Source organism: Pseudomonas sp. NFACC51, assembly GCF_900103575.1.
Taxonomy (GTDB): domain Bacteria; phylum Pseudomonadota; class Gammaproteobacteria; order Pseudomonadales; family Pseudomonadaceae; genus Aquipseudomonas; species Aquipseudomonas fluorescens_Q.
In genome coordinates this window covers 70,631-88,315 of sequence record NZ_FMXH01000023.1, presented here as the reverse complement: position 1 = coordinate 88,315, position 17,685 = coordinate 70,631, and the positions used below count along the sequence as shown (strand labels likewise).

At 62.1% G+C, this 17,685-nt stretch carries 17 protein-coding genes; 6 read left to right on the top strand and 11 right to left on the bottom strand.

The features are described 5' to 3' along the window. Window positions 1-2,072, bottom strand: a 2,072-nt coding sequence (locus tag BLT00_RS29940) for a DUF6531 domain-containing protein (protein ID WP_256572801.1), incomplete at its 3' end; no start/stop codon positions are given. A gap of 134 nt (window positions 2,073-2,206) precedes the next feature. Further along, entirely contained in the window at window positions 2,207-2,665 is a 459-nt protein-coding gene (locus tag BLT00_RS29935) for a GNAT family N-acetyltransferase (protein WP_092149792.1), read from the bottom strand. Between the two features lie 459 nt (window positions 2,666-3,124). On the opposite strand from BLT00_RS29935, the gene BLT00_RS29930 reads away from it, so the two are divergent. The 6 genes from BLT00_RS29930 to BLT00_RS29905 all read left to right on the top strand — a co-directional run bounded on the left by BLT00_RS29930 (window position 3,125) and on the right by BLT00_RS29905 (window position 9,062). Continuing rightward, entirely contained in the window at window positions 3,125-3,748 is a 624-nt protein-coding gene (locus BLT00_RS29930) for a CDP-alcohol phosphatidyltransferase family protein (RefSeq protein WP_079302758.1), read from the top strand. 11 nt (window positions 3,749-3,759) lie between these two features. Further along, window positions 3,760-5,517, top strand: coding sequence for a bifunctional alpha/beta hydrolase/class I SAM-dependent methyltransferase (locus BLT00_RS29925; protein WP_092149789.1), 1,758 nt, complete (start codon window positions 3,760-3,762; stop codon window positions 5,515-5,517). Next, complete coding sequence (locus BLT00_RS29920; protein ID WP_092149786.1) at window positions 5,517-6,860, top strand: phosphatase PAP2/dual specificity phosphatase family protein; 1,344 nt, start codon at window positions 5,517-5,519, stop codon at window positions 6,858-6,860. The genes BLT00_RS29925 and BLT00_RS29920 overlap by 1 nt, the downstream gene beginning before the upstream one ends. After that, window positions 6,850-7,305 carry a hypothetical protein gene (locus BLT00_RS29915; protein ID WP_092149783.1) on the top strand — a complete coding sequence of 152 codons (456 nt, stop codon included), beginning with the start codon at window positions 6,850-6,852 and terminating at the stop codon, window positions 7,303-7,305. Before BLT00_RS29920 ends, BLT00_RS29915 begins: the two co-directional genes overlap by 11 nt. A 202-nt stretch (window positions 7,306-7,507) precedes the next feature. After that, window positions 7,508-8,128, top strand: coding sequence for a lysophospholipid acyltransferase family protein (locus BLT00_RS29910; RefSeq protein WP_063324190.1), 621 nt, complete (start codon window positions 7,508-7,510; stop codon window positions 8,126-8,128). Between the two features lies 1 nt (window position 8,129). Further along, entirely contained in the window at window positions 8,130-9,062 is a 933-nt protein-coding gene (locus tag BLT00_RS29905; protein ID WP_092149780.1) for a phosphatidate cytidylyltransferase, read from the top strand. A 211-nt stretch (window positions 9,063-9,273) separates the two neighbouring features. On the opposite strand, the gene BLT00_RS29900 is transcribed toward BLT00_RS29905, so the two are convergent. The 9 genes from BLT00_RS29900 to BLT00_RS29860 form a co-directional block, all read right to left on the bottom strand. After that, complete coding sequence (locus tag BLT00_RS29900) at window positions 9,274-10,431, bottom strand: glutathionylspermidine synthase family protein (protein ID WP_092149777.1); 1,158 nt, start codon at window positions 10,429-10,431, stop codon at window positions 9,274-9,276. Window positions 10,432-10,443: 12 nt separating this feature from the next. After that, window positions 10,444-11,148, bottom strand: a complete 705-nt coding sequence (locus tag BLT00_RS29895) for a DUF1190 domain-containing protein (RefSeq protein WP_092149774.1) — start codon at window positions 11,146-11,148, stop codon at window positions 10,444-10,446. A gap of 19 nt (window positions 11,149-11,167) precedes the next feature. Then, complete coding sequence (locus BLT00_RS29890; protein WP_092149772.1) at window positions 11,168-11,596, bottom strand: DUF350 domain-containing protein; 429 nt, start codon at window positions 11,594-11,596, stop codon at window positions 11,168-11,170. A 15-nt stretch (window positions 11,597-11,611) separates the two neighbouring features. Further along, window positions 11,612-12,274, bottom strand: coding sequence for a DUF2491 family protein (locus tag BLT00_RS29885; protein ID WP_092149769.1), 663 nt, complete (start codon window positions 12,272-12,274; stop codon window positions 11,612-11,614). After that, window positions 12,261-13,295 carry an ion channel gene (locus BLT00_RS29880; RefSeq protein WP_092149766.1) on the bottom strand — a complete coding sequence of 345 codons (1,035 nt, stop codon included), beginning with the start codon at window positions 13,293-13,295 and terminating at the stop codon, window positions 12,261-12,263. Before BLT00_RS29880 ends, BLT00_RS29885 begins: the two co-directional genes overlap by 14 nt. A gap of 265 nt (window positions 13,296-13,560) precedes the next feature. Continuing rightward, the gene (locus BLT00_RS29875) at window positions 13,561-14,259 is read right to left on the bottom strand and encodes a PspA/IM30 family protein (RefSeq protein ID WP_003205987.1); all 699 of its coding nucleotides are present in this window, start codon (window positions 14,257-14,259) and stop codon (window positions 13,561-13,563) included. Window positions 14,260-14,281: 22 nt separating this feature from the next. Further along, window positions 14,282-14,863, bottom strand: coding sequence for a YjfI family protein (locus tag BLT00_RS29870; RefSeq protein ID WP_086936714.1), 582 nt, complete (start codon window positions 14,861-14,863; stop codon window positions 14,282-14,284). A 368-nt stretch (window positions 14,864-15,231) separates the two neighbouring features. Continuing rightward, window positions 15,232-16,062, bottom strand: coding sequence for a YfaP family protein (locus BLT00_RS29865; protein ID WP_063324182.1), 831 nt, complete (start codon window positions 16,060-16,062; stop codon window positions 15,232-15,234). A gap of 3 nt (window positions 16,063-16,065) precedes the next feature. Further along, window positions 16,066-17,685 (bottom strand): DUF2300 domain-containing protein, encoded by a 1,620-nt coding sequence (locus BLT00_RS29860; RefSeq protein WP_092149763.1) that lies wholly within the window; start codon window positions 17,683-17,685, stop codon window positions 16,066-16,068.

The window sequence follows — 17,685 nt, the reverse complement described above, 5'->3', positions numbered from 1 at the left end:
CAGTGCCGTACGCAGCGCGCCGCCCGCCCAGCCCCTTGCCACTCCCAGTAGAAACTCGCCCCGCCGGCCAGTTGCCGCTGGAGGATGACGTGCTGGTCGTCGTAGTCGTAGCGTTCGCTTTCACCGGCGGCATTGGTCGCTTCGATCAGTCGGAAACGTCCGTCGTAGCGGTAGGACATCAGCGTCTGTTCGGTCCGCCAGGCTTCGTCGAGGGTGATGGCGGGATGGAAGCTCTGGTAGTCGACGGCGATCAGGTGGCGCTGCTCGTAACGCAGGCGCAGGGCGCGCCCGGCGCCGTTGTCCAGGCGGCTGATGTCGCCATGGATGTTGCGCTGCAGCGTCAGGCGGTTGTCGTAGCGGTCGCTGAGGGCGGTCAGGTGACCGTCGCGAAAGTGCAGGAACGGGGCGTTTTCCCCGGGCTGGGCGACGATCAGTTCGTCCGGCTCGGCCCCCAGGTAGATCGCCGCGCGGGCCAGGCTGTTGTGGATGGCCGGACGCTGGGCGTTGGGCAGGGGAAACGTCGTGCGGCGGTTTTCCTGGTCGACCCAGGTGACCTGCTCGCCCTCAAGCTCCAAGCGATGGGCCAGGGCATGGCTCCAGCCGCGCCCGAGGCCGACGTCCAGGTCAGCGGCGCTGGTGCGGTACAAACGGGTGAAGACGAATGGCAAGCGGCCATCGAGGGTGCCATCGTCGAGGGTCACCAGTTCTTCGCCGGTGACCATCGACACCGGGCAGCCGCTGGTCTGGGTCTGGGCCGCGGTGTCGGCGCTGTCGCCGTTGGGGTTTTTCGACTGGGCGGGGGCGTCGTCGTGGGGTTCGTGTTTGCTTAGCCGGGTTGAACCGTGGGATTTTTCCCGCGCCACAGCGGCCGGATTGCTGACCGCCAAGGGAGGGAAGTGCTCGGGGGTGATGTGCAGAGGTCCGACAGGCGTCGGCTTCAATGGCGCACGCTGGGCGCTGACCACCAACGGTTTCAGCACATCGGCATGCCGGTTGAGCCGATCGGCAGGGCGTTGGGCCAGCCTCAGCCCTGATGCGCTCAACCACTCGCGAGCCCGCTCCGAGCGGAGCTGACGGAGCACTTTGCCGCTCATCCGCACGCCCATGCCCAGGGCGCCGGTCAGCCGTATCAACAGGAAATTGATCAGCACCGAGGCGCGCATCTCGCCCGTGACTTCAGCCATGTATTGGGGCGGCAACATCCGCAGCCAGCTGACGAACGCCGCCATGTGGACGAAGAGCAGCGGCTCGTCGCTCAGCACCATCAGCCCTTTGGCAATGGCCTCGGCAGACACGCTCAGTAACTGTTCAAGCTCGACCTGGGTCAGGTACTCCAGAAGTTTTTCGCTGTTGGCTTGCAGATCGGCCAGCAGCTCGAAGACCTGTTTAACATCGTCCCATAGCTGGTGCAGGGCGTTTTCAAAACCGCGCCAATCGGCCTGCCGCACCAGGTCATAACGTTCGCGAAACCCGGCGTCGGAAAACGCCGCCCACAGGGGTTGAAACTCGTCCCACTCGGCCTTCAGCCACCCCTCAAGTTCGTCCATCACCCCTTGATAGGACGCATACAGCGCCTTGACGTGATCGGCCGTCACGTGGGGGAAAAAGGTGATGCGGTAACGCCCGCCACGCCAGCACTCGGGGATTTCCAGGATGCCGCTGGGGCCGATGACGTGATGCACTGGCTCGCCGAACGTTTCCTTCCCGGGCTCGCCTCCGGTGACGGGTTCCAGCATCACCGGGGTGTCGCCAATCGGCACAAAACGCGCCGCCTGGAACATGTGCACCAACGTCAGCGGACCACTCGCCGGACATGCGGCCACCGTGGCACTGATGGGTTGATCAAGATTCTTCGGCGCCGCCAGGGACACCTCGTTGCCGACCTTGAACACTTGTTCAAGATCCAGCGCCCAGCCGGCCCAAAAGCTTTCAGCCCAGGCGTCGTAGTCGTTGAGGCAGGCGCGGAAGTCCGCCAGTACCGCTTCGACATCCGGCTGATCGGGGTCCATTGCCGCCACCACCAAAGAGCCGATGGTGTTGTTCAAAGCCAGGAGTTTGTCAGGGGCAAACATGCGGGAGTCTCGCGGGACAGGGACGAACGCGAGACTTTGCCGACGATGGCTGAGGAATTAAGTCAGTGAAAGAAGCGGTGGACGTAGGGCGATTCGCTAAATTTAAACGTTAGGCGTGCAACTCCCGGCAGCGGCTATAACTGTCGTGACATAAGCCATTGCTCTTTGCCCCAAGCCTCGAAACGCTCCAACACCTCCCAGCCGAGCCTGGCGTAGTAATCACGCTGGCTGTGGGTGTGCAGGAACAAGGTGATGATTCCAGCCTCTCGCGCATGACTGCAGATGCCTTCGATCAACTGCGCTGCAAGCCCTCTGCGTCGAGCCTCGGGGGTGATGAACACACACGCCAGCCACGGGCCCAACTCTGGCCGGTCAGGCAGGTCGTTACTGGCCAGTGAAGCGCCGCCGAGCAACTGGTCGTGTTCCATGGCGACCAGGCACTTCCAACGCCCATCACCCTGCCCCGCCGCGAACTCCTGCTGCCAACTGTCGAGGGATTGCTCGGCATACTCATGATTGAATTCCCGATAAAGCCATTCGGCCATCTGGTCGCATTTCTCCATGTGGCTATCGAGCCAATCCACTCGCGGCATTTGAAACACTCCTTATGTATGCGGTCCTGGAGGGAGGATAGGAGGCTAGCAGATTGCTGACCTGTTCTGGCCCACCGCTATCGCGAGCAAGCTCACTCCACAGGATTTTCGTCGTTTGATCCTTAACTGACACACCACCGCTCTTGTGGCGAGGGAGCTTGCTCCCGCTGGGCTGCGCAGCAGCCCTGGATCCCATGACTCGGTGAGCCAGGCAAATTGAGTTGTCTTCTTTGGGGGCTGCTGCGCAGCCCAGCGGGAGCAAGCTCCCTCGCCACGGGGGTTGGCGTAGGCCGGTCTTTATTGGTTGAGCCCGCTCACACCGGGGTTTACACCCGCAAATTGCGTTTTAGATGCCTACCCGCGCGCATTCTCGAGAAATACCCGCCAGCAACCCCTCAACCTATCGTAATCTCGCACCTGTATAAGCCCAGCCCCGCAACCGGCCGAGATCTCACCCCGATGCCCTCCATCTACCAACTCAAGCCCGCCTTTCAAAACCTGCTGCGCCCCATGGTTCAACGCCTCTACAACAACGGTGTCACCGCCAACCAGGTCACCGTGCTTGCCGGCATCGTTTCGGTATTGGTCGGTGCGGTCATCGCCTGGTTTGCCAACCATCCGTGGATCTTCGTGCTTGTGCCGATCTGGATGTTCCTGCGCATGGCGTTGAATGCCGTGGATGGCATGTTGGCGCGGGAGTTTGGCCAGCAATCGCATCTGGGCGCCTACCTCAATGAGCTATGCGATATCATCGCCGACGCTGCCCTGATCCTGCCTTTTGCCCTGTTTGCCGATACCAGTCTGTTGCTCGTGTTGTTGGTCACGCTGTTGGCGTTGTTCAGCGAATACGCAGGCGTCTTGGGGGCCATGGTGGGAGCTTCGCGGCGGTATGACGGGCCGATGGGCAAGAGTGATCGCGCCTTTGTGTTGGGCGTGTTGGCGACCGGCATTGCCCTGGGTTGGCTCGGGGCACTCTGGGTCGATGGTGTGATGGCGGTGGTTGCCGCCCTGCTGGTGTATACCTTGGTCAACCGGGTCCGTCATGGCCTGGGCCAAGTGAAGGAAAACGCTCCCTCAGCATAAAGGAACTTGCAATGCGCGAAGCCCAGGAACTGACGTTCACTACCCACGATGGCGTGGAGTTGTTCTACCGGCACTGGCCGGCTGTCGACGCGGCGGCGGGTGAACCCCGCCAGGCTGTGTTGTTGTTTCATCGTGGTCATGAACACTCCGGGCGCATTGCGCACCTGGTGGATGAACTGGACCTGCCCGGGTTCGACTTCTTTGCCTGGGACGCCCGTGGCCATGGCCAGTCGCCGGGCGAACGGGGCGACAGCCCTAGTTTTGCCACCAGTGCGCGGGATGTGCAGACCTTCTGCGATCACATCGGCGCCACGCACCAGATCGACGAGGCGAACATCGCGGTAGTGGCGCAAAGCGTCGGCGCGGTGATCGCGTCCACCTGGGTCCACGACTACGCGCCGCGCATTCGCTCGCTGGTGCTGGCCTCGCCGGCATTCAAGGTCAAGCTCTACGTGCCCTTCGCTCGTCCGGGCCTGGCGCTGATGCGCAAGTTTCGCGGCAACTTTTTCGTCAACAGTTACGTCAAGGCGAAGTTCCTCAGCCATGACCCGGAGCGGGTGGCGTCCTACGACAGCGATCCATTGATCACCAAGGCGATTTCGGTGAACGTGCTGCTGGGCCTGTACGAAGCCGCCGACCGCGTGGTCGCCGATGCCCAGGCGATCCAGGTGCCGACGCAGCTGTTGATCTCCGGCTCGGACTTCGTGGTACACCGCAAACCCCAGGAGCAGTTCTTCGAGCGCCTGGGCAGTTTGCACAAGGAGAAACACATCCTGCCGGGGTTCTTCCACGACACCCTCGGCGAGAAGAACCGTGCCCCGGCCATTGCCAGTGCCCGCCGCTTTATCCTGCAAAATTTTGCCCGAGCGCTGGACCGCCCTTCCCTGCTCGACGCCGATCGCCTGGGCGCGACCTGCGCCGAAGCCGAAACCCTGGCCACGCCGCTGCCGCACAACTCGCTGCGCGACCTCTACTGGCGCATGACCCGCGCCAGCATGCGCTTTGGCAGCAAGTTGTCCGCCGGGGTGAAGCTGGGTTTCGACACTGGGTTCGACTCTGGCAGTACCCTGGATTACGTCTACCGCAACCGCCCCACCGGCACCTCGGCGCTGGGCAAGATGATTGACCAGAATTACCTGAACTCCATCGGCTGGCGCGGCATTCGCCAGCGCAAGCTGCACGTCGAGGAGCTGCTGCGCCTGGCGATGGGCGAGTTGCGTACGCAAGACCGCGAGGTGCGCATCGTCGACATCGCCGCCGGCCATGGCCGCTACATTCTCGAAGCCCTGCAAGGCGTCAGTCCGTTGCCCGAGTCGATCCTGCTGCGCGATTACAGCGACATCAACGTGCGTGACGGCAGCGCGCTGATCGTGGAAAAAGGCCTGGGCGACATCGCCCGATTCGTCAAGGGCGATGCCTTCGACCGCCAGGATCTGGCGGCGCTGGAACCGAAACCAACCCTCGCCGTGGTGTCGGGCCTGTACGAGCTGTTTGCCGACAACCAACTGGTTGGCGACTCTCTCGCCGGCCTGGCCGAAGCCGTGGAGCCTGGCGGTTTCCTGGTCTACACCGGCCAGCCATGGCACCCGCAACTGGAACTGATCGCCCGCGCCCTCACCAGCCACCGCGCCGGGCAAGCCTGGGTGATGCGCCGACGCACCCAGGCGGAAATGGATCAGTTGGTTGAGGCGGCGGGCTTTCGCAAGATCACCCTGCGGGTCGATGAATGGGGCATTTTCAGCGTTTCGCTGGCCCAGCGAGTGCAGTAATGAGCGCCGTCATCGCGCCGGCCCGCGAGCCCGCACTGCTGAAACCGGCGGTGCTGTGGTTGCTGTTGTTGGCGCCGCTGTTCTTCACCACTTACGGCTTCGCCACCTGGGTCACCTCCCAGCGTGACGATGTCGGCACGTTGGTGTTCGCCTGGGAAAGCCACATGCCGTTCATGGCCTGGACCATCGTGCCTTACTGGTCGATCGATCTGCTGTACGGCCTGTCCTTGCTGTTGCCCACCAGCCGCGAAGAACTCAAGCGCCACGCCTTGCGCCTGCTGACGGCGCAGGTGATTGCGGTCAGTTGCTTTTTGCTCTGGCCGTTGCGCTTCACTTTCCCCCGCCCGGAAATGGACGGGGTGTTTGGTTGGTTGTTCGAAGTGCTGGCGGGTTTCGACAAGCCGTTCAATCAGGCGCCGTCGCTGCACATCGCGTTGCTGGTGGTGCTGTGGGTCTGCTATCAGCGGCATCTGCAGGGCTTCTGGCGCTGGGTGATGCACGGTTGGTTCGCGTTGATCGGCGTGTCGGTGCTGACCACTTATCAACATCACTTCATTGACCTGCCCACGGGCGCGTTGGCCGGTTGGCTGTGTGTCTGGCTGTGGCCGCTGGACCGTCCGAGTCCGCTGCTGAGTGCGCGACTGACGACGGATCCTGCCCGCCGACGCTTGGCCTTGCGTTATGGCTTGGGCGCAGCGGCGCTGTTCATCCCGGCGTTTGCCTTGGGCGGCGCGTGGCTCTGGCTGATCTGGCCGGCGGTCGCGGTGCTCATGGTGGCGCTGAATTACCTGGTGTTCGGTGCCGACGGTTTCCAGAAGCGTGCCGATGGTCGTTTGAGCCCGGCAGCGCGTTGGTTGCTGGCGCCTTACCTGGCGGCGGCGTGGATCAATTCGCGCTGTTGGACACGCCAGCATCCGCAGCCGGACCAGGTTGCGGATAACGTCTGGCTGGGGCGAGTCCCCACGCCGATGGAATTGAAGGACAGTGCGTTTACCGGCGTGCTCGACCTCTGCGCGGAGCTGTCCTTGGACAGCGGCGGCGTCGCCTATCGCTCATTGCCAGTGCTCGACCTGACAGCGCCGACCGCCGAGCAATGCCTGAAAGCGGCAGAGGCCATCGAAAGCCTGCGCCAGCACGGGCCGGTGCTGGTCTGCTGCGCCCTGGGTTATTCGCGCAGCGCCACGGCGGTGGTTGCCTGGTTGTTGCACAGCGGGCGGGCAGCGAGCGTTGATGCGGCGATCGTGCAAATCCAGCGCGCTCGACCGCGTATCGTCTTGCACGCGGCACACCGTCGCGCGCTGGAGCAGTTATCCACAGCACAGGGGAATGTCCATGATCACTGATATGGAGCTCCACACCGTGGCGAGCCTGTTGCGCCGGGGGCATTCGCTGGACCAGTTTTCCACCGGGTTGACGCTGCTTGGGGCGCTGCTGGGGTTGGGGCAATGGTGGGTGGGCGTCATCGATCCGTGGTTGCTGCTGTTGAGTGCGGCGCTACTGGTGCTCGGCATGCTGGAAAAATACTGGGCGCTGCGCGTGGCATTCGATGCCGATCTGTTCCAGCGCATGGCTGACAGCACTCAGTCCCTGGCCGAGCGCACCTATACCTTGGATCAAGCCCTCACCTCCCTGGGCCTGCAACCGGCCGCACGTGCAGGGCGTCTCTGGACCGAACGCCGGCATGGCGCGTTGTTGCTGCTGCGTCGACAGTCACGATTATTGGCCGTACAAGTCGTCCTGGTGCTGGGCTTCATCCTGGCCAGCCCCTGGTTAGCTTCAAGTATCTAGATAGTTTTGGTGGCGAGGGAGCTTGCTCCCGCTGGGCTGCAAAGCAGCCCCAAAACCAGGCACTGTGGTGTATCAGATGAATTGTGTTCAGCCTCTTGGGGGCTGCTGCGCAGCCCAGCGGGAGCAAGCTCCCTCGCCACAGTTAATGGTCAGCTGTTAACGATTGCGTCACTACCCGAGCTTCTCAGGACAAGGAATCTTCATGTTCGAACCCGTGGTCGCCAACCTCATCACCTCCGCCGCCCGCATGGTCACGGGCGCTCGCAGCCTGTGGCTCGGCTGCGCGCCGACGCCGGTGCAGCGGATCTACTTCGCCAACCACAGCAGCCACGGTGACTTCGTGTTGCTATGGGCCTCGCTGCCGCCGGCGCTGCGCAAGCTCACCCGCCCGGTGGCGGGGGCCGATTATTGGCAAACCAGCCCGGTGCGTCGCTACATCATCAACCGGGTGTTCAACGGTGTGCTGGTGGACCGCGAACGCAAGGATCCTTCCTACAGCCCATTGCAGCCGATGCTTGATGCGCTGGAAAACGGCGACTCACTGATCATCTTTCCGGAAGGCACACGCAATCCGGAGGAAGGCCTGTTGCCCTTCAAGAGCGGGATCTATCACTTGATGAAAAAACACCCCGAGGTCGAGGTGATCCCGGTGTGGATCGCCAACCTCAACCGCGTCATGCCCAAGGGCCGGGTACTACCGCTGCCGCTGTTATGCACCACCAGTTTCGGCGCGCCGCTGTGCATCGAAGAAGATGAAAGCAAAGAGCAATTTCTTGAACGCAGCCGCGCCGCGCTGCTGGCACTGGCCCCGGAGCACGTCTGACATGGATCGATATACCCTGATGTTGTTTGGCGGGATCGGCGCCATTCTGGTGCTGGCTTCGTTGATCGGTTTCATTCTCAAGCTGAAAACCCGCGGCGCGCCGAATTCGGTCATTGAAAACCTCAATGCGCGGATCAACGCCTGGTGGATCATGGTGCTGGTGATCGGCATCGCGTTCTGGCTCGGCAACGCCGCAGTGATCCTGTTGTTCTACGCGGTGTCGTTCTACGCCCTGCGGGAATTCCTGACCCTGACACCGACCCGCCGCAGCGATTATCCAGCGTTGGTGGCCGCGTTCTACCTGGCGCTGCCGCTGCAGTACCTGTTGATCTACTACGACTGGTACGGGCTGTTTTCGATCTTTATCCCGGTGTATGTATTCCTGCTGCTGCCGATCCTGGCGTCCCTGGGCGGCGACAGCACGCACTTTTTGGAGCGCGCTTCCAAGGTCCAGTGGGGCTTGATGATCGCGGTGTTCTGCATCTCCTTCGTCCCGGCCCTGCTGACGCTGGACATCGCCGGTTTCGAAGGACGCAACCTGTTGCTGATCGCCTACCTGGTGATCGTGGTGCAGCTCTCGGACGTGTTGCAGTACGTGTGCGGCAAGCTGTTCGGCAAACACAAGATCGCACCGAACCTGTCGCCCTCGAAAACCGTGGAGGGGTTTGTCGGCGGCATTTTCCTAGCCTCGCTGATCGGTGGCGCGCTGTGGTGGATCACGCCGTTCAATCCGTGGCAGTCGTTCCTCATCGCCTTGCTGATCAACCTGTTGGGCTTTGCCGGCGGCATCGTCATGTCAGCGATCAAGCGCGACCGCGGCGTGAAAGACTGGGGCCACATGATCGAAGGCCACGGCGGCATGCTCGACCGGTTGGACTCGGTGTGCTTCGCCGCGCCGATCTTCTTTCATTTGGTGCGGTACTGGTGGACCTGAAAAAGCCTGCGGCGAACTCCTGACCCTGTGGGAGCACAAAGTTCCTGTGGCGAGGGAGCTTGCTCCCGCTGGGCCGGGCTGGCGCTCCAGTGCGCAGCGCCCCCCTCTGAAAGCCTATGCAATCTGTCTGATACTGCGCGGTGCTTGGATTTGGGGCCGCTACGCGCCCCAGCGGGAGCAAGCTCCCTCGCCACAAAAGCGGGGGCATCGCTCAGTCAAGGATCAGGTGCGGCAGGAACCGGCTGGAATCCTTGGTGATCAGGCTGTTGTCTTCCCGCACGCCAATGCCGGCGGCCTGGTCGCCGATGACCCAGGAGCCGATCAGGGTGTAGCTGTCGCCAAAGCGTGGCAGTGGCGCGAACTCCTGGAGGATGAACGGGGCGTCCGTGTAGGGGCCGTCTTCTTTTACGATCAGGCCATCAGCGGTTTGCAGCTCGATGTTGGCGCCTTCCCGGGAAAAGAACGGTTTGCGCACCCAGCCCTTGGGCACCGCTTTGCTCGTGTCGGTATCCAGGTGGGCCGCGAGCAGGTTCGGGTGGCCTTTGTTGAACTCCCACAGCAGCGGCAGGATGCCTTTGTTGGAGATGATCGACTTCCAGGCCGGCTCGAAAAACTGCGTATCACACTGGGCGATCGCTTCACCAAACGGCTCGTGGAAGATGAACTCCCAGGCATGCAGCTTGAACAGGTGGGCAATCCAGCGCTCTTCCAGGTCAACAAAACGCCCGTCACTGTTGAGGCCGATGTCTTCGATATCGATGTGCCGCGATTCAATGCCGACTTTTTCCGCGATCAGGCGCAAGTAGTCCGTGGTGCCCTTGTCTTCCACCGAGCCTTTCATCGAGGCGAAATAAAACGGCTCTTTGATCTGCAACTGGGCAAAAGCCTGGTGCAGCTTGGTGTCGATGCTGTTGAACTGGTCGGCATGGGCCGGCAGCAAGCCGCGCTCGATGCATTGCTCCAGCCAGCCCCACTGAAACGCCGCCGCCTCATAGAGGCTGGTCGGCGTGTCGTAGTTGAGCTCCAACAGCTTGGCGGGGCCGGTGCCGTTGTAGGAGAAATCCATGCGCCCATATAAGTGCGGGTGGCCTTCGAGCCATGAAGTGCGCACCAGGTCGAAGAACGGCGCGGGAATGCTCAGGCGTTCCAGCAATTCTTCGCTCTGGACCACGCGGGCCACGAGGTCCATGCACATATCATGGATCTCGGTGGTCGGGTCTTCCAGGTCGTCCTCGATCTGCTTGAGGGTGAACTGGTAGTACGCGCTTTCGTCCCAATAGGGTTCGTCGTCGATGGTGTGGAACAGAAAGCCGAGCTGCTCGGCGGTCTGTTTCCAGTCATGACGTTCTGCGCAATGGATCTTCTTCATGGCGCTGGTTCCTCAACCGCCGGAGCTGCTCGAACCGCCCCAACCGCTGCGGGCACTGGACTTGCTGCCGAAGCCGCCACGGGAGGTGGATGAGGCAAAGGACATCGGCTTGCTGGTGGACTTGATGGAGTCGGTGTAGCTGCCGTATCGCGCCTGGTTGGACTTGGTGAATGTCGAGCCTGTCGACACCCGCTGGCTGAGCGTGGAGGAGCCGAAGCTGCCACGATCATCGCGGTAGCGGTAGACCGGCTCGGAGAAATAGCTGTTGCGGTTGCTGCTCAGCATGTTGCCGATCAGCAGCCCGGTCAGCAGGTTGCTGAAACCTCCACCGGTATTCATCGCTTCCGAGGCCGGCAATTGGGCCTTGGCGGCGTCCACTTCCGATTGCGTAACCTCGCCCTCGGCACTCAGTTCGAAGCCACCCAGCTTGGGGATGAACTTGCCGGCGGAGTCCTGCTGGCACCAATCGGGAACGAAGTCGGCATCGCAATCGGCCTGGTTGTCGTACACCGGCGCAATCCGGCGATGCTCCGTCATGGCAGTCATGTAGGCGTCAGCACAAATGTCTACCGGCAGCTTTTCATCGACACATTGCTGCACGGACTGGAAGTTGTACTTCTTTTTCAACTCGTAGGTTTTTTCCGTCGGCCCGCAGCCGGATATCGCCATGGCGACCGACGCGGCCAGCGAAAGCTGGACGTACTTGCTTCGTTTCATCGGGTTCTCCGTAGCGCAATCAGTTCGTGGAAGGCGTCATGCACGCGGCGTTCAACATGCCGACGCTGATGGCCACGGCGGCGATATAGATACCCGCTGCGATCTCACCGTTCCTGATCCGCGCGGAAGCGCCCTTGAGCACCAGGCTGGTCACCAGGAACGCCAACAACTGGACGACCGCGGCGATCACCGTCCAGACGACGAAATCCAGCATGCTGATCGAGTAGGCAATCACGTTGCTGGCCGGGATGGCGAAACCAATGAGGGCACCGCTCAGGGCGAGCGCCGCCGCCACGTTGCCCGAGCGGATCAGTTCGAACTCTTTGTGCGGCGTGACATGGATGTAGATGAACTGGAACAGCGCGAACAGCACGGCGGCGCCGAGGATGTACAGGGCGAAGCCGAACACGGCGGCCTTGTTCAGGGAAATGGAGAGCGCTTCAAGCATGGACTTGTTCCTTATTCAAAGAGTGTTCAGGTCAGTGGTGTACAGCGAAATACCCAGCGAAGTGCTCAGGCTGACGGTGCCTTCGGCGTCCTCTTCAACGGAGAACAGCAGGAACTCGCGACGATCCGTCAGGCCGGTGTCGCGGGCGTACAGCATCGAACGGTGCTCGACGCTGTAGGACTCATCCGGATTGCTCACGCGCTCGCTCAACGTCACCAGTTCTGTCTGGCCAGCCTCGGTGCCCCATTCGCGGGTGTACTCGACGCCGTCATGGGTGTAGGTCGGCAGGCCGATCAGGCTTTCAGGGCCGGCCAGCCGACGTAACTCCGCTTCACTGCTGATCGTGACGTAGCTGAGGTAGTTGAACAGGATCACCGACTCGACCTGCCCGGCGATATCGCCACTGGTGTGCACTTGCAGCCAGTAGTCTTCGTCGTTCATGTAGCAGCGCGACAGCCAGTTTGACTGCCCGAGGTCGACGATGCCCAGGCTCCAGATCTGTTGGGAGCTCGGAATGACCACCGTGCTGTTGCCGTCGAGCAGCAACTTGAGCGTGGAGTCGAACATGACCTGCTTGCCGGAGGCCAGGCCCAGCGGCCCGGTGACAGGCGCGTTATTGCTGGCTGTCGTGTTCGCGTTCGGGGCCTCAAGCCCCATCAACTGTTTAAACCACCCCATGGGAAATTTCCTTGAGACGCGTGGAGGCGATGTAGAAGAGTTCCCCGCCCACGACGCGGGTGGCGCCGGGCGGGTTGATCGATGGGTGTCGGGCGCCCTTGGCGCGGTAACCAATCAGCGTAGCGTTGTGCTGCTCTTTCAATCGGGCATAAAGCTCGCCGAACGTCGCTTCAAACGCCTCGGGTAGTTTCATCAGGTACTGAGTGGCGCCTTGGCCAACACAGAGCAATTCATTGATGACCACGGACGAGCCCGGGTCCTGGGAGGCACGCACCAACATTTCGATGGCCATGCTGGAGGTGCATTCCAGGCTCGGCGCATAGGCGCTGGCAAGGGCGGCGATTTCGCTGTCATTGAAGTGCGCGACCACATGCCCGGCAGGGCCCAATTGATTGACCGCCAGCACGGTGGCCAGGGTCAGGTCGTCGGAGTGGGTGCGCACCAGCACGCGTTCGGCACCCGGCACGCCGGCACGCTGCAACAGCGCGACGGAGGACAGGCTGTCGCCTTTGATGAACGATGTCTTGCCGGGCATGGGGTTTTCTTCGAGATCGCAATCGCAGATGACGATCAGGTTGTCATTGGAGGTTTCGTCCTGCAGCAGCAATTCAATGACCCGCTCACTGGAGGCGCCCTCCCAACCGATGAGAACCGTGTGGCCGACCTTGCCGGTGAAATCGCCTTTGCCCTTCATGCCTTTTCTCCATACATCGATGACGCTGCTGGTGGTTTTGCCGATGACCGTCGTCAACAGGGCAATACCCCCGAGCATGATCCAGGTCGCCACAAAAATTCGCCCGGCGGATGTCTGTGGCAACAGATCGCCATAGCCGACGGTGAGCGTGGTGGTGAGATAGAAGTAGATAAACGTGGCGGCGGCGATGAGGTGTTGCTCGCCCAGCAGCACCAGGCCGATCCAGGCCGTGGACAGGTGCACGCCCAACGCAATGGCCAGGCCCGCCCAGCCGAACCGATGGAAGAAGGACGACGCGTACGTGCGCAACAAAAGAAAAATCGACATTCGTCCCTGACTCCGTGGGGCTTCGTTCCTGGCGGGATCATCGCTCTGGCGTCTAAGGGCTCGAGCGTAATGGCCGGACAGCATTAAACCTGTTGCGGGGGTTGGATAAAAGTACCTGCGTCACAATTAAATCCAGGAGCGCCGGACATTATTGTGGCGAGGGAGCTTGCTCCCGCTGGACTGCGCAGCAGGCCCCTTTTTTTGGAGCCGCTTCGCGCCTCAGCGGGAGCAAGCTCCCTCGCCACGGGTTCGGGGCGCTCAGCGATCACTCAGCCGATTTTTTCTTCAGGCGTTCCAGGATCGCATTGGCGCTGCCTTCGTTCGGCGTGATGCCGGCGTCGCGCAGCTTGCGCTCCAGGTCGGAGCCGGTCGAAGCCTCGGCCAGTTCGTCCTGGGCTTGCAGCTCAGCGGCACGTTGCTGTTGCTTGGCCTGCAAGCGGTTGAGCGTACCGACGGCGGTTTCCAGCTTGCCATTGGCGCCGCCGCTGGCGATCGAAGCACTGACCTGGGCCTTCTGCACGCTTTCGCGGGCCTTGGCCATGTCCACTTGCTGGCGCAGGCTCTTGATCCGGCTTTCGGCCTTGGTGATGTCCTTGCGCATGTTGTCCGCATAACCACCGAATTCGGTGGCGTGCTTCTGCTCGGCGTCCAGTTCGTTGGTCAGGGTCGAAATGGCTTCGGCCACTTCCAGCGCCAGGTCTTCGCGGTTGGCCTGGATCGCGGCCAGGGCCTTGGCTTCCAGGTCCTTGATCTTGGCGTTGTATTCGCCGACGCGATCAGTCGCCAGCTTGTGCTTGGCCATGATGGTGACCAGCTCACGCTTGGCGTTGGCCAGCGCGCTGTCGGCATCACGGATTTCCTGGTCGAGGATGCGCAGGGCCTGTTGGTCGACGATCGATTCACCGACTTCGCTGGCACCGCCACGCAGTGCGGTGAACAATTTGCTCCAGATGGACTGAGTCATTGGATAGTTCCTGTTCGGTGAATTAAATGAAGAAGCGTTCGAAGGCTTCGCTGGCGCGCTGAACGTTGTCGACGAGGGTTTTGACCTCGGTCACGACGTTGGTCAGGCTGGAGTCGGCGCTCAACGCACCGAAGATGTTGTAGACGACTTGCCCGTTGGGCATGGTCTCGATGCCAATGGACGACAGCGGGAACATTTCCCGGCTGCGCAGCACGGCGTCATTGAATGCCGCGACATCGTTGATCGACTCGACGTCCACCAGGACGGTATCGACGATGATCTGGTCACCCACCACCGCGATGTAGATCGGCAGGCCACCAAAATCATTCATTTCCAGCTTGATGCTGGACTCGGAGCCTTGGACGAGGGAGAGAGTGATGTCGTTCGCGACCACTTCGTCCAGGGCCTGAAGGGCGCTGTAGAGGCGGTCGATGTTCCAGTTATTACCTGCGCTCATGTAATTCTCCGACATGAATGAGCCAGCCAGAATCGGTTGGCGTAGCTGTTTCTCCATTTGCTTGAGCAGGCTTCGGTTTTCAGGAAGCACCCAAGTCTCGTGTTTCACATACCCGGCGGCACTCAGGCCCGCGCGCATCTGCTTCATGTAGAAGCTCGACGGCTTTTTCGCGGAGGGTTTGGCGCGCTCTCCCGTGCGGCTCGCTGAATCGGTTACAGACCCGTCTGGCGGATCCGATGGAGAGCTGGTTGACATGGTACTGACCCCACTGTGAAAAACTCACGCGTGAGAAACACTACAGGTAGTTTCGCAAGCCCACAATAGCTCACGCGTGAGATTTTATTGATCACAAGCACCGACCGCTCTTGTGGCGAGGGAGCTTGCTCCCGCTGGGGCGCGAAGCCCCCCAAGCAGGCGCCGCGGTATGTCAGGTAAAAGTGCAGTCAGCTTCAGATGGGGCTGCTGCGCAGCCCAGCGGGAGCAAGCTCCCTCGCCACAGGGGACCGGGGATGGCCTTATGGGTAACTGAAACTCTTGACCAACGTCAGCTCGCCCACCGCCCGCATCGGCACCACGAAGGTTTCCATCTTCTCGTTCGGCGTGCCTTCTTCGGTGATCACTGTGACTTGTGCGGTGGTCAGGGCTTGTTGCGCTTGTTCTCCACCGCCCTCACCTTCCTCGCCGTCGTCCTGATAGCGATAACCGCCGCCGTAGTAGTTCACATACACCAGGTACTGGCCTTTGATCGGCGCCGGCATGGCGAAGATTTCCGGGCCGTAGCCGGTGGTGACGTCGACGTCGAGGGCGGCGCCGTTGGCGACGGCACGGTCGCCGTACCAGATGTGCGCACCATCGGGGGTGACCAGGTGCAGGTCCAGGTCGGTGCCGTCACTGTCCCAGGTCAGCAACACCCGCAGCTTGGCCGGGGTGGCGCCGCCGCTGGTGTTGAGAAATTGCGTGCGGTGACGCTGTTGGCCGTCGGGGCTGCGTACTTCCACACTGTTGCTGCCGTTGGGGAATGAAAATGGCCGGTCGAAGCGGCCTTGCTCATCGAGCTTCAACGGCAGGCTCACGCCGTTGACGATGAGTTGGCCCGGCGCATTGCCCTTGGGCGCGCCTTGGATCTGGCCAGTGATGCGAGCGGTATTGGCTTGGCCCTGGGGCGTATTGACCGACGAGGCCGGGTAGTTGACGGTCTGGCTGAAGTTTTCATCCTCGCCGCCCGGCGCACCGTTGCGCCAACCGCCGACCGGCGTGTCGAGCTTGATGTTCTCGGCGCCGATGGCCGGAGGCAACGCGGTCAGGGCGCAAAGCAACAACAAGACCTGTGGATAACGGAGTGTCATGGTCTATTCCAGCAAGAGGTGACGGGCGAGCCCTTCGATATAGTTTTCGTCCTGGCCATTGGGATGAGCTTCAAAGGCCAGGTGCAGATATTCATGGGTCAGGTCGAGGCGGTCTTGCAGCGACAGCACGCCGCGCACGTAGATGCGCTGGCGCTCGCGGTCGACATAAGGCCGGCCGAAAGCGACGCGGCAGACGGCAAAAGCGCTGATCTCGTTGTAGCCCACTTCACTTTCCAGCCGCTCACGCCAGCCCCGCCGTTGCTTCAGCAGCCAGTCCTGGGCGGCGGGCAGCGCTTCGCAGGATGCCACCGGGTTGTCCCAGCGGCTGAGGCTGGCGCGCGGGTAGGCGTGCAGCAGGATGGCGTCGTAGCGTTGGCCGGCGTTGGCTTGCTCCACCGCTTGTGCCCAGGACAGTTTGTCCGGGCCAGGCTGGTCAGAGTGGTAGGTGACATCGGTTCCGGCCAGGACCAGGTCGCTGGTCCAGGCGGCAATGGCGCGGGTTTCGGGCGCCGCCGGGCGTGGCGCGACACGCTGGCGATGGCTGCTGTCGTCGATGCTCAGGCAATCACCGTTGCGTTGGGCGTTCTGCAGCAAATAGGTGCGTATCGCCACCGCCAGTGCCTTGGCGGCTTCGGCAGGCTCGGCCTTGGCTTCGCGCTGCAAGACCCGGGCGACGTATTCCTCCCGGTCCAGACGCGCGACCAGCTTGCCGGGCATCAGGAACAGCTCGCCATCGCTGTGGATGTCCAATTGATTGCCGTTGCTGAATTCGACGCGGTAATCGCCGCGCAGTTGGCCCGGCAAGGCAGGACGGTCGCCCGCCATTACCCGTTGCAACGGATAACGGGCAAACAGGCCCACTTCCACGCAACGCCCGGTTTCCGCCGGCCAGCGCGATGGCAGCGCCGCCGCCAAGCCTTCGCCGTAGACCTTCAAGACCTGCTGGCTGGTGCCGCGACCACCGGCCCACACCGGAGTGCCGTCCGCCAGCCAACCGGCGAAACCGCCCTGACGGGACGAGGGCCCCTGATCACCCAGCCAACTCCAGGTCTTGACCCGCAGACGGCTGCCCAACTCACCGACCAGTCGCCCGTCCGCCGCGTTGAACACCACGTCCAGCAGCACCCGCCGCGCCTGATCCTGGGCCGGCAGCGTGGCCAGGGTCTTGAGCAGTCCGGCGACAGGCACCTGAGTCTGGGGTTGCAACATGGACAAGTCCAATAACCAGGCCGGTGCCTGACGAGCCTGCCAATAGGCGCGCCAATCCGAGGCCGAAAGCCCGAGCCGCTGCGGTTCGAAATACAAGCCGCAAGATTTCACCAAGGCTTGATCGCGACCGATGCTCTGCCCGGCACTGCAGCAATAGACCTCTTCCTTCGACTCCCCCCGGCATTCATACACCGGTTCACGGGCGTCAGTGTCCACCAGCCAGGCGTAGACAAAGATCTTCCACAGACTGCCCAGCGGCGCCTGCAAGGTATCGGGCAGCGGCTGGCGATCCAGCACCTGGGTCTGGCTCACGCGCAGCAATTGACCGTCGAAGGCCAGGCGCAACGGCTCGTCCTGCGCTGTTACCAGCGCAGGGATCAAGCACAGCAGCCACCCAACCAGCGGCCAACGCAT

Bases quoted from the DNA above. Each gene is read 5' to 3' on its own strand.
- BLT00_RS29935 (WP_092149792.1), bottom strand. From the start codon at position 2,665: ATGCCGCGAGTGGATTGGCTCGATAGCCACATGGAGAAATGCGACCAG.
- BLT00_RS29930 (WP_079302758.1), top strand. From the start codon at position 3,125: ATGCCCTCCATCTACCAACTCAAGCCCGCCTTTCAAAACCTGCTGCGC.
- BLT00_RS29925 (WP_092149789.1), top strand. From the start codon at position 3,760: ATGCGCGAAGCCCAGGAACTGACGTTCACTACCCACGATGGCGTGGAG.
- BLT00_RS29920 (WP_092149786.1), top strand. From the start codon at position 5,517: ATGAGCGCCGTCATCGCGCCGGCCCGCGAGCCCGCACTGCTGAAACCG.
- BLT00_RS29915 (WP_092149783.1), top strand. From the start codon at position 6,850: ATGATCACTGATATGGAGCTCCACACCGTGGCGAGCCTGTTGCGCCGG.
- BLT00_RS29910 (WP_063324190.1), top strand. From the start codon at position 7,508: ATGTTCGAACCCGTGGTCGCCAACCTCATCACCTCCGCCGCCCGCATG.
- BLT00_RS29905 (WP_092149780.1), top strand. From the start codon at position 8,130: ATGGATCGATATACCCTGATGTTGTTTGGCGGGATCGGCGCCATTCTG.
- BLT00_RS29900 (WP_092149777.1), bottom strand. From the start codon at position 10,431: ATGAAGAAGATCCATTGCGCAGAACGTCATGACTGGAAACAGACCGCC.
- BLT00_RS29895 (WP_092149774.1), bottom strand. From the start codon at position 11,148: ATGAAACGAAGCAAGTACGTCCAGCTTTCGCTGGCCGCGTCGGTCGCC.
- BLT00_RS29890 (WP_092149772.1), bottom strand. From the start codon at position 11,596: ATGCTTGAAGCGCTCTCCATTTCCCTGAACAAGGCCGCCGTGTTCGGC.
- BLT00_RS29885 (WP_092149769.1), bottom strand. From the start codon at position 12,274: ATGGGGTGGTTTAAACAGTTGATGGGGCTTGAGGCCCCGAACGCGAAC.
- BLT00_RS29880 (WP_092149766.1), bottom strand. From the start codon at position 13,295: ATGTCGATTTTTCTTTTGTTGCGCACGTACGCGTCGTCCTTCTTCCAT.
- BLT00_RS29875 (WP_003205987.1), bottom strand. From the start codon at position 14,259: ATGACTCAGTCCATCTGGAGCAAATTGTTCACCGCACTGCGTGGCGGT.
- BLT00_RS29870 (WP_086936714.1), bottom strand. From the start codon at position 14,863: ATGAAGCAGATGCGCGCGGGCCTGAGTGCCGCCGGGTATGTGAAACAC.
- BLT00_RS29865 (WP_063324182.1), bottom strand. From the start codon at position 16,062: ATGACACTCCGTTATCCACAGGTCTTGTTGTTGCTTTGCGCCCTGACC.
- BLT00_RS29860 (WP_092149763.1), bottom strand. From the start codon at position 17,685: ATGCGTTGGCCGCTGGTTGGGTGGCTGCTGTGCTTGATCCCTGCGCTG.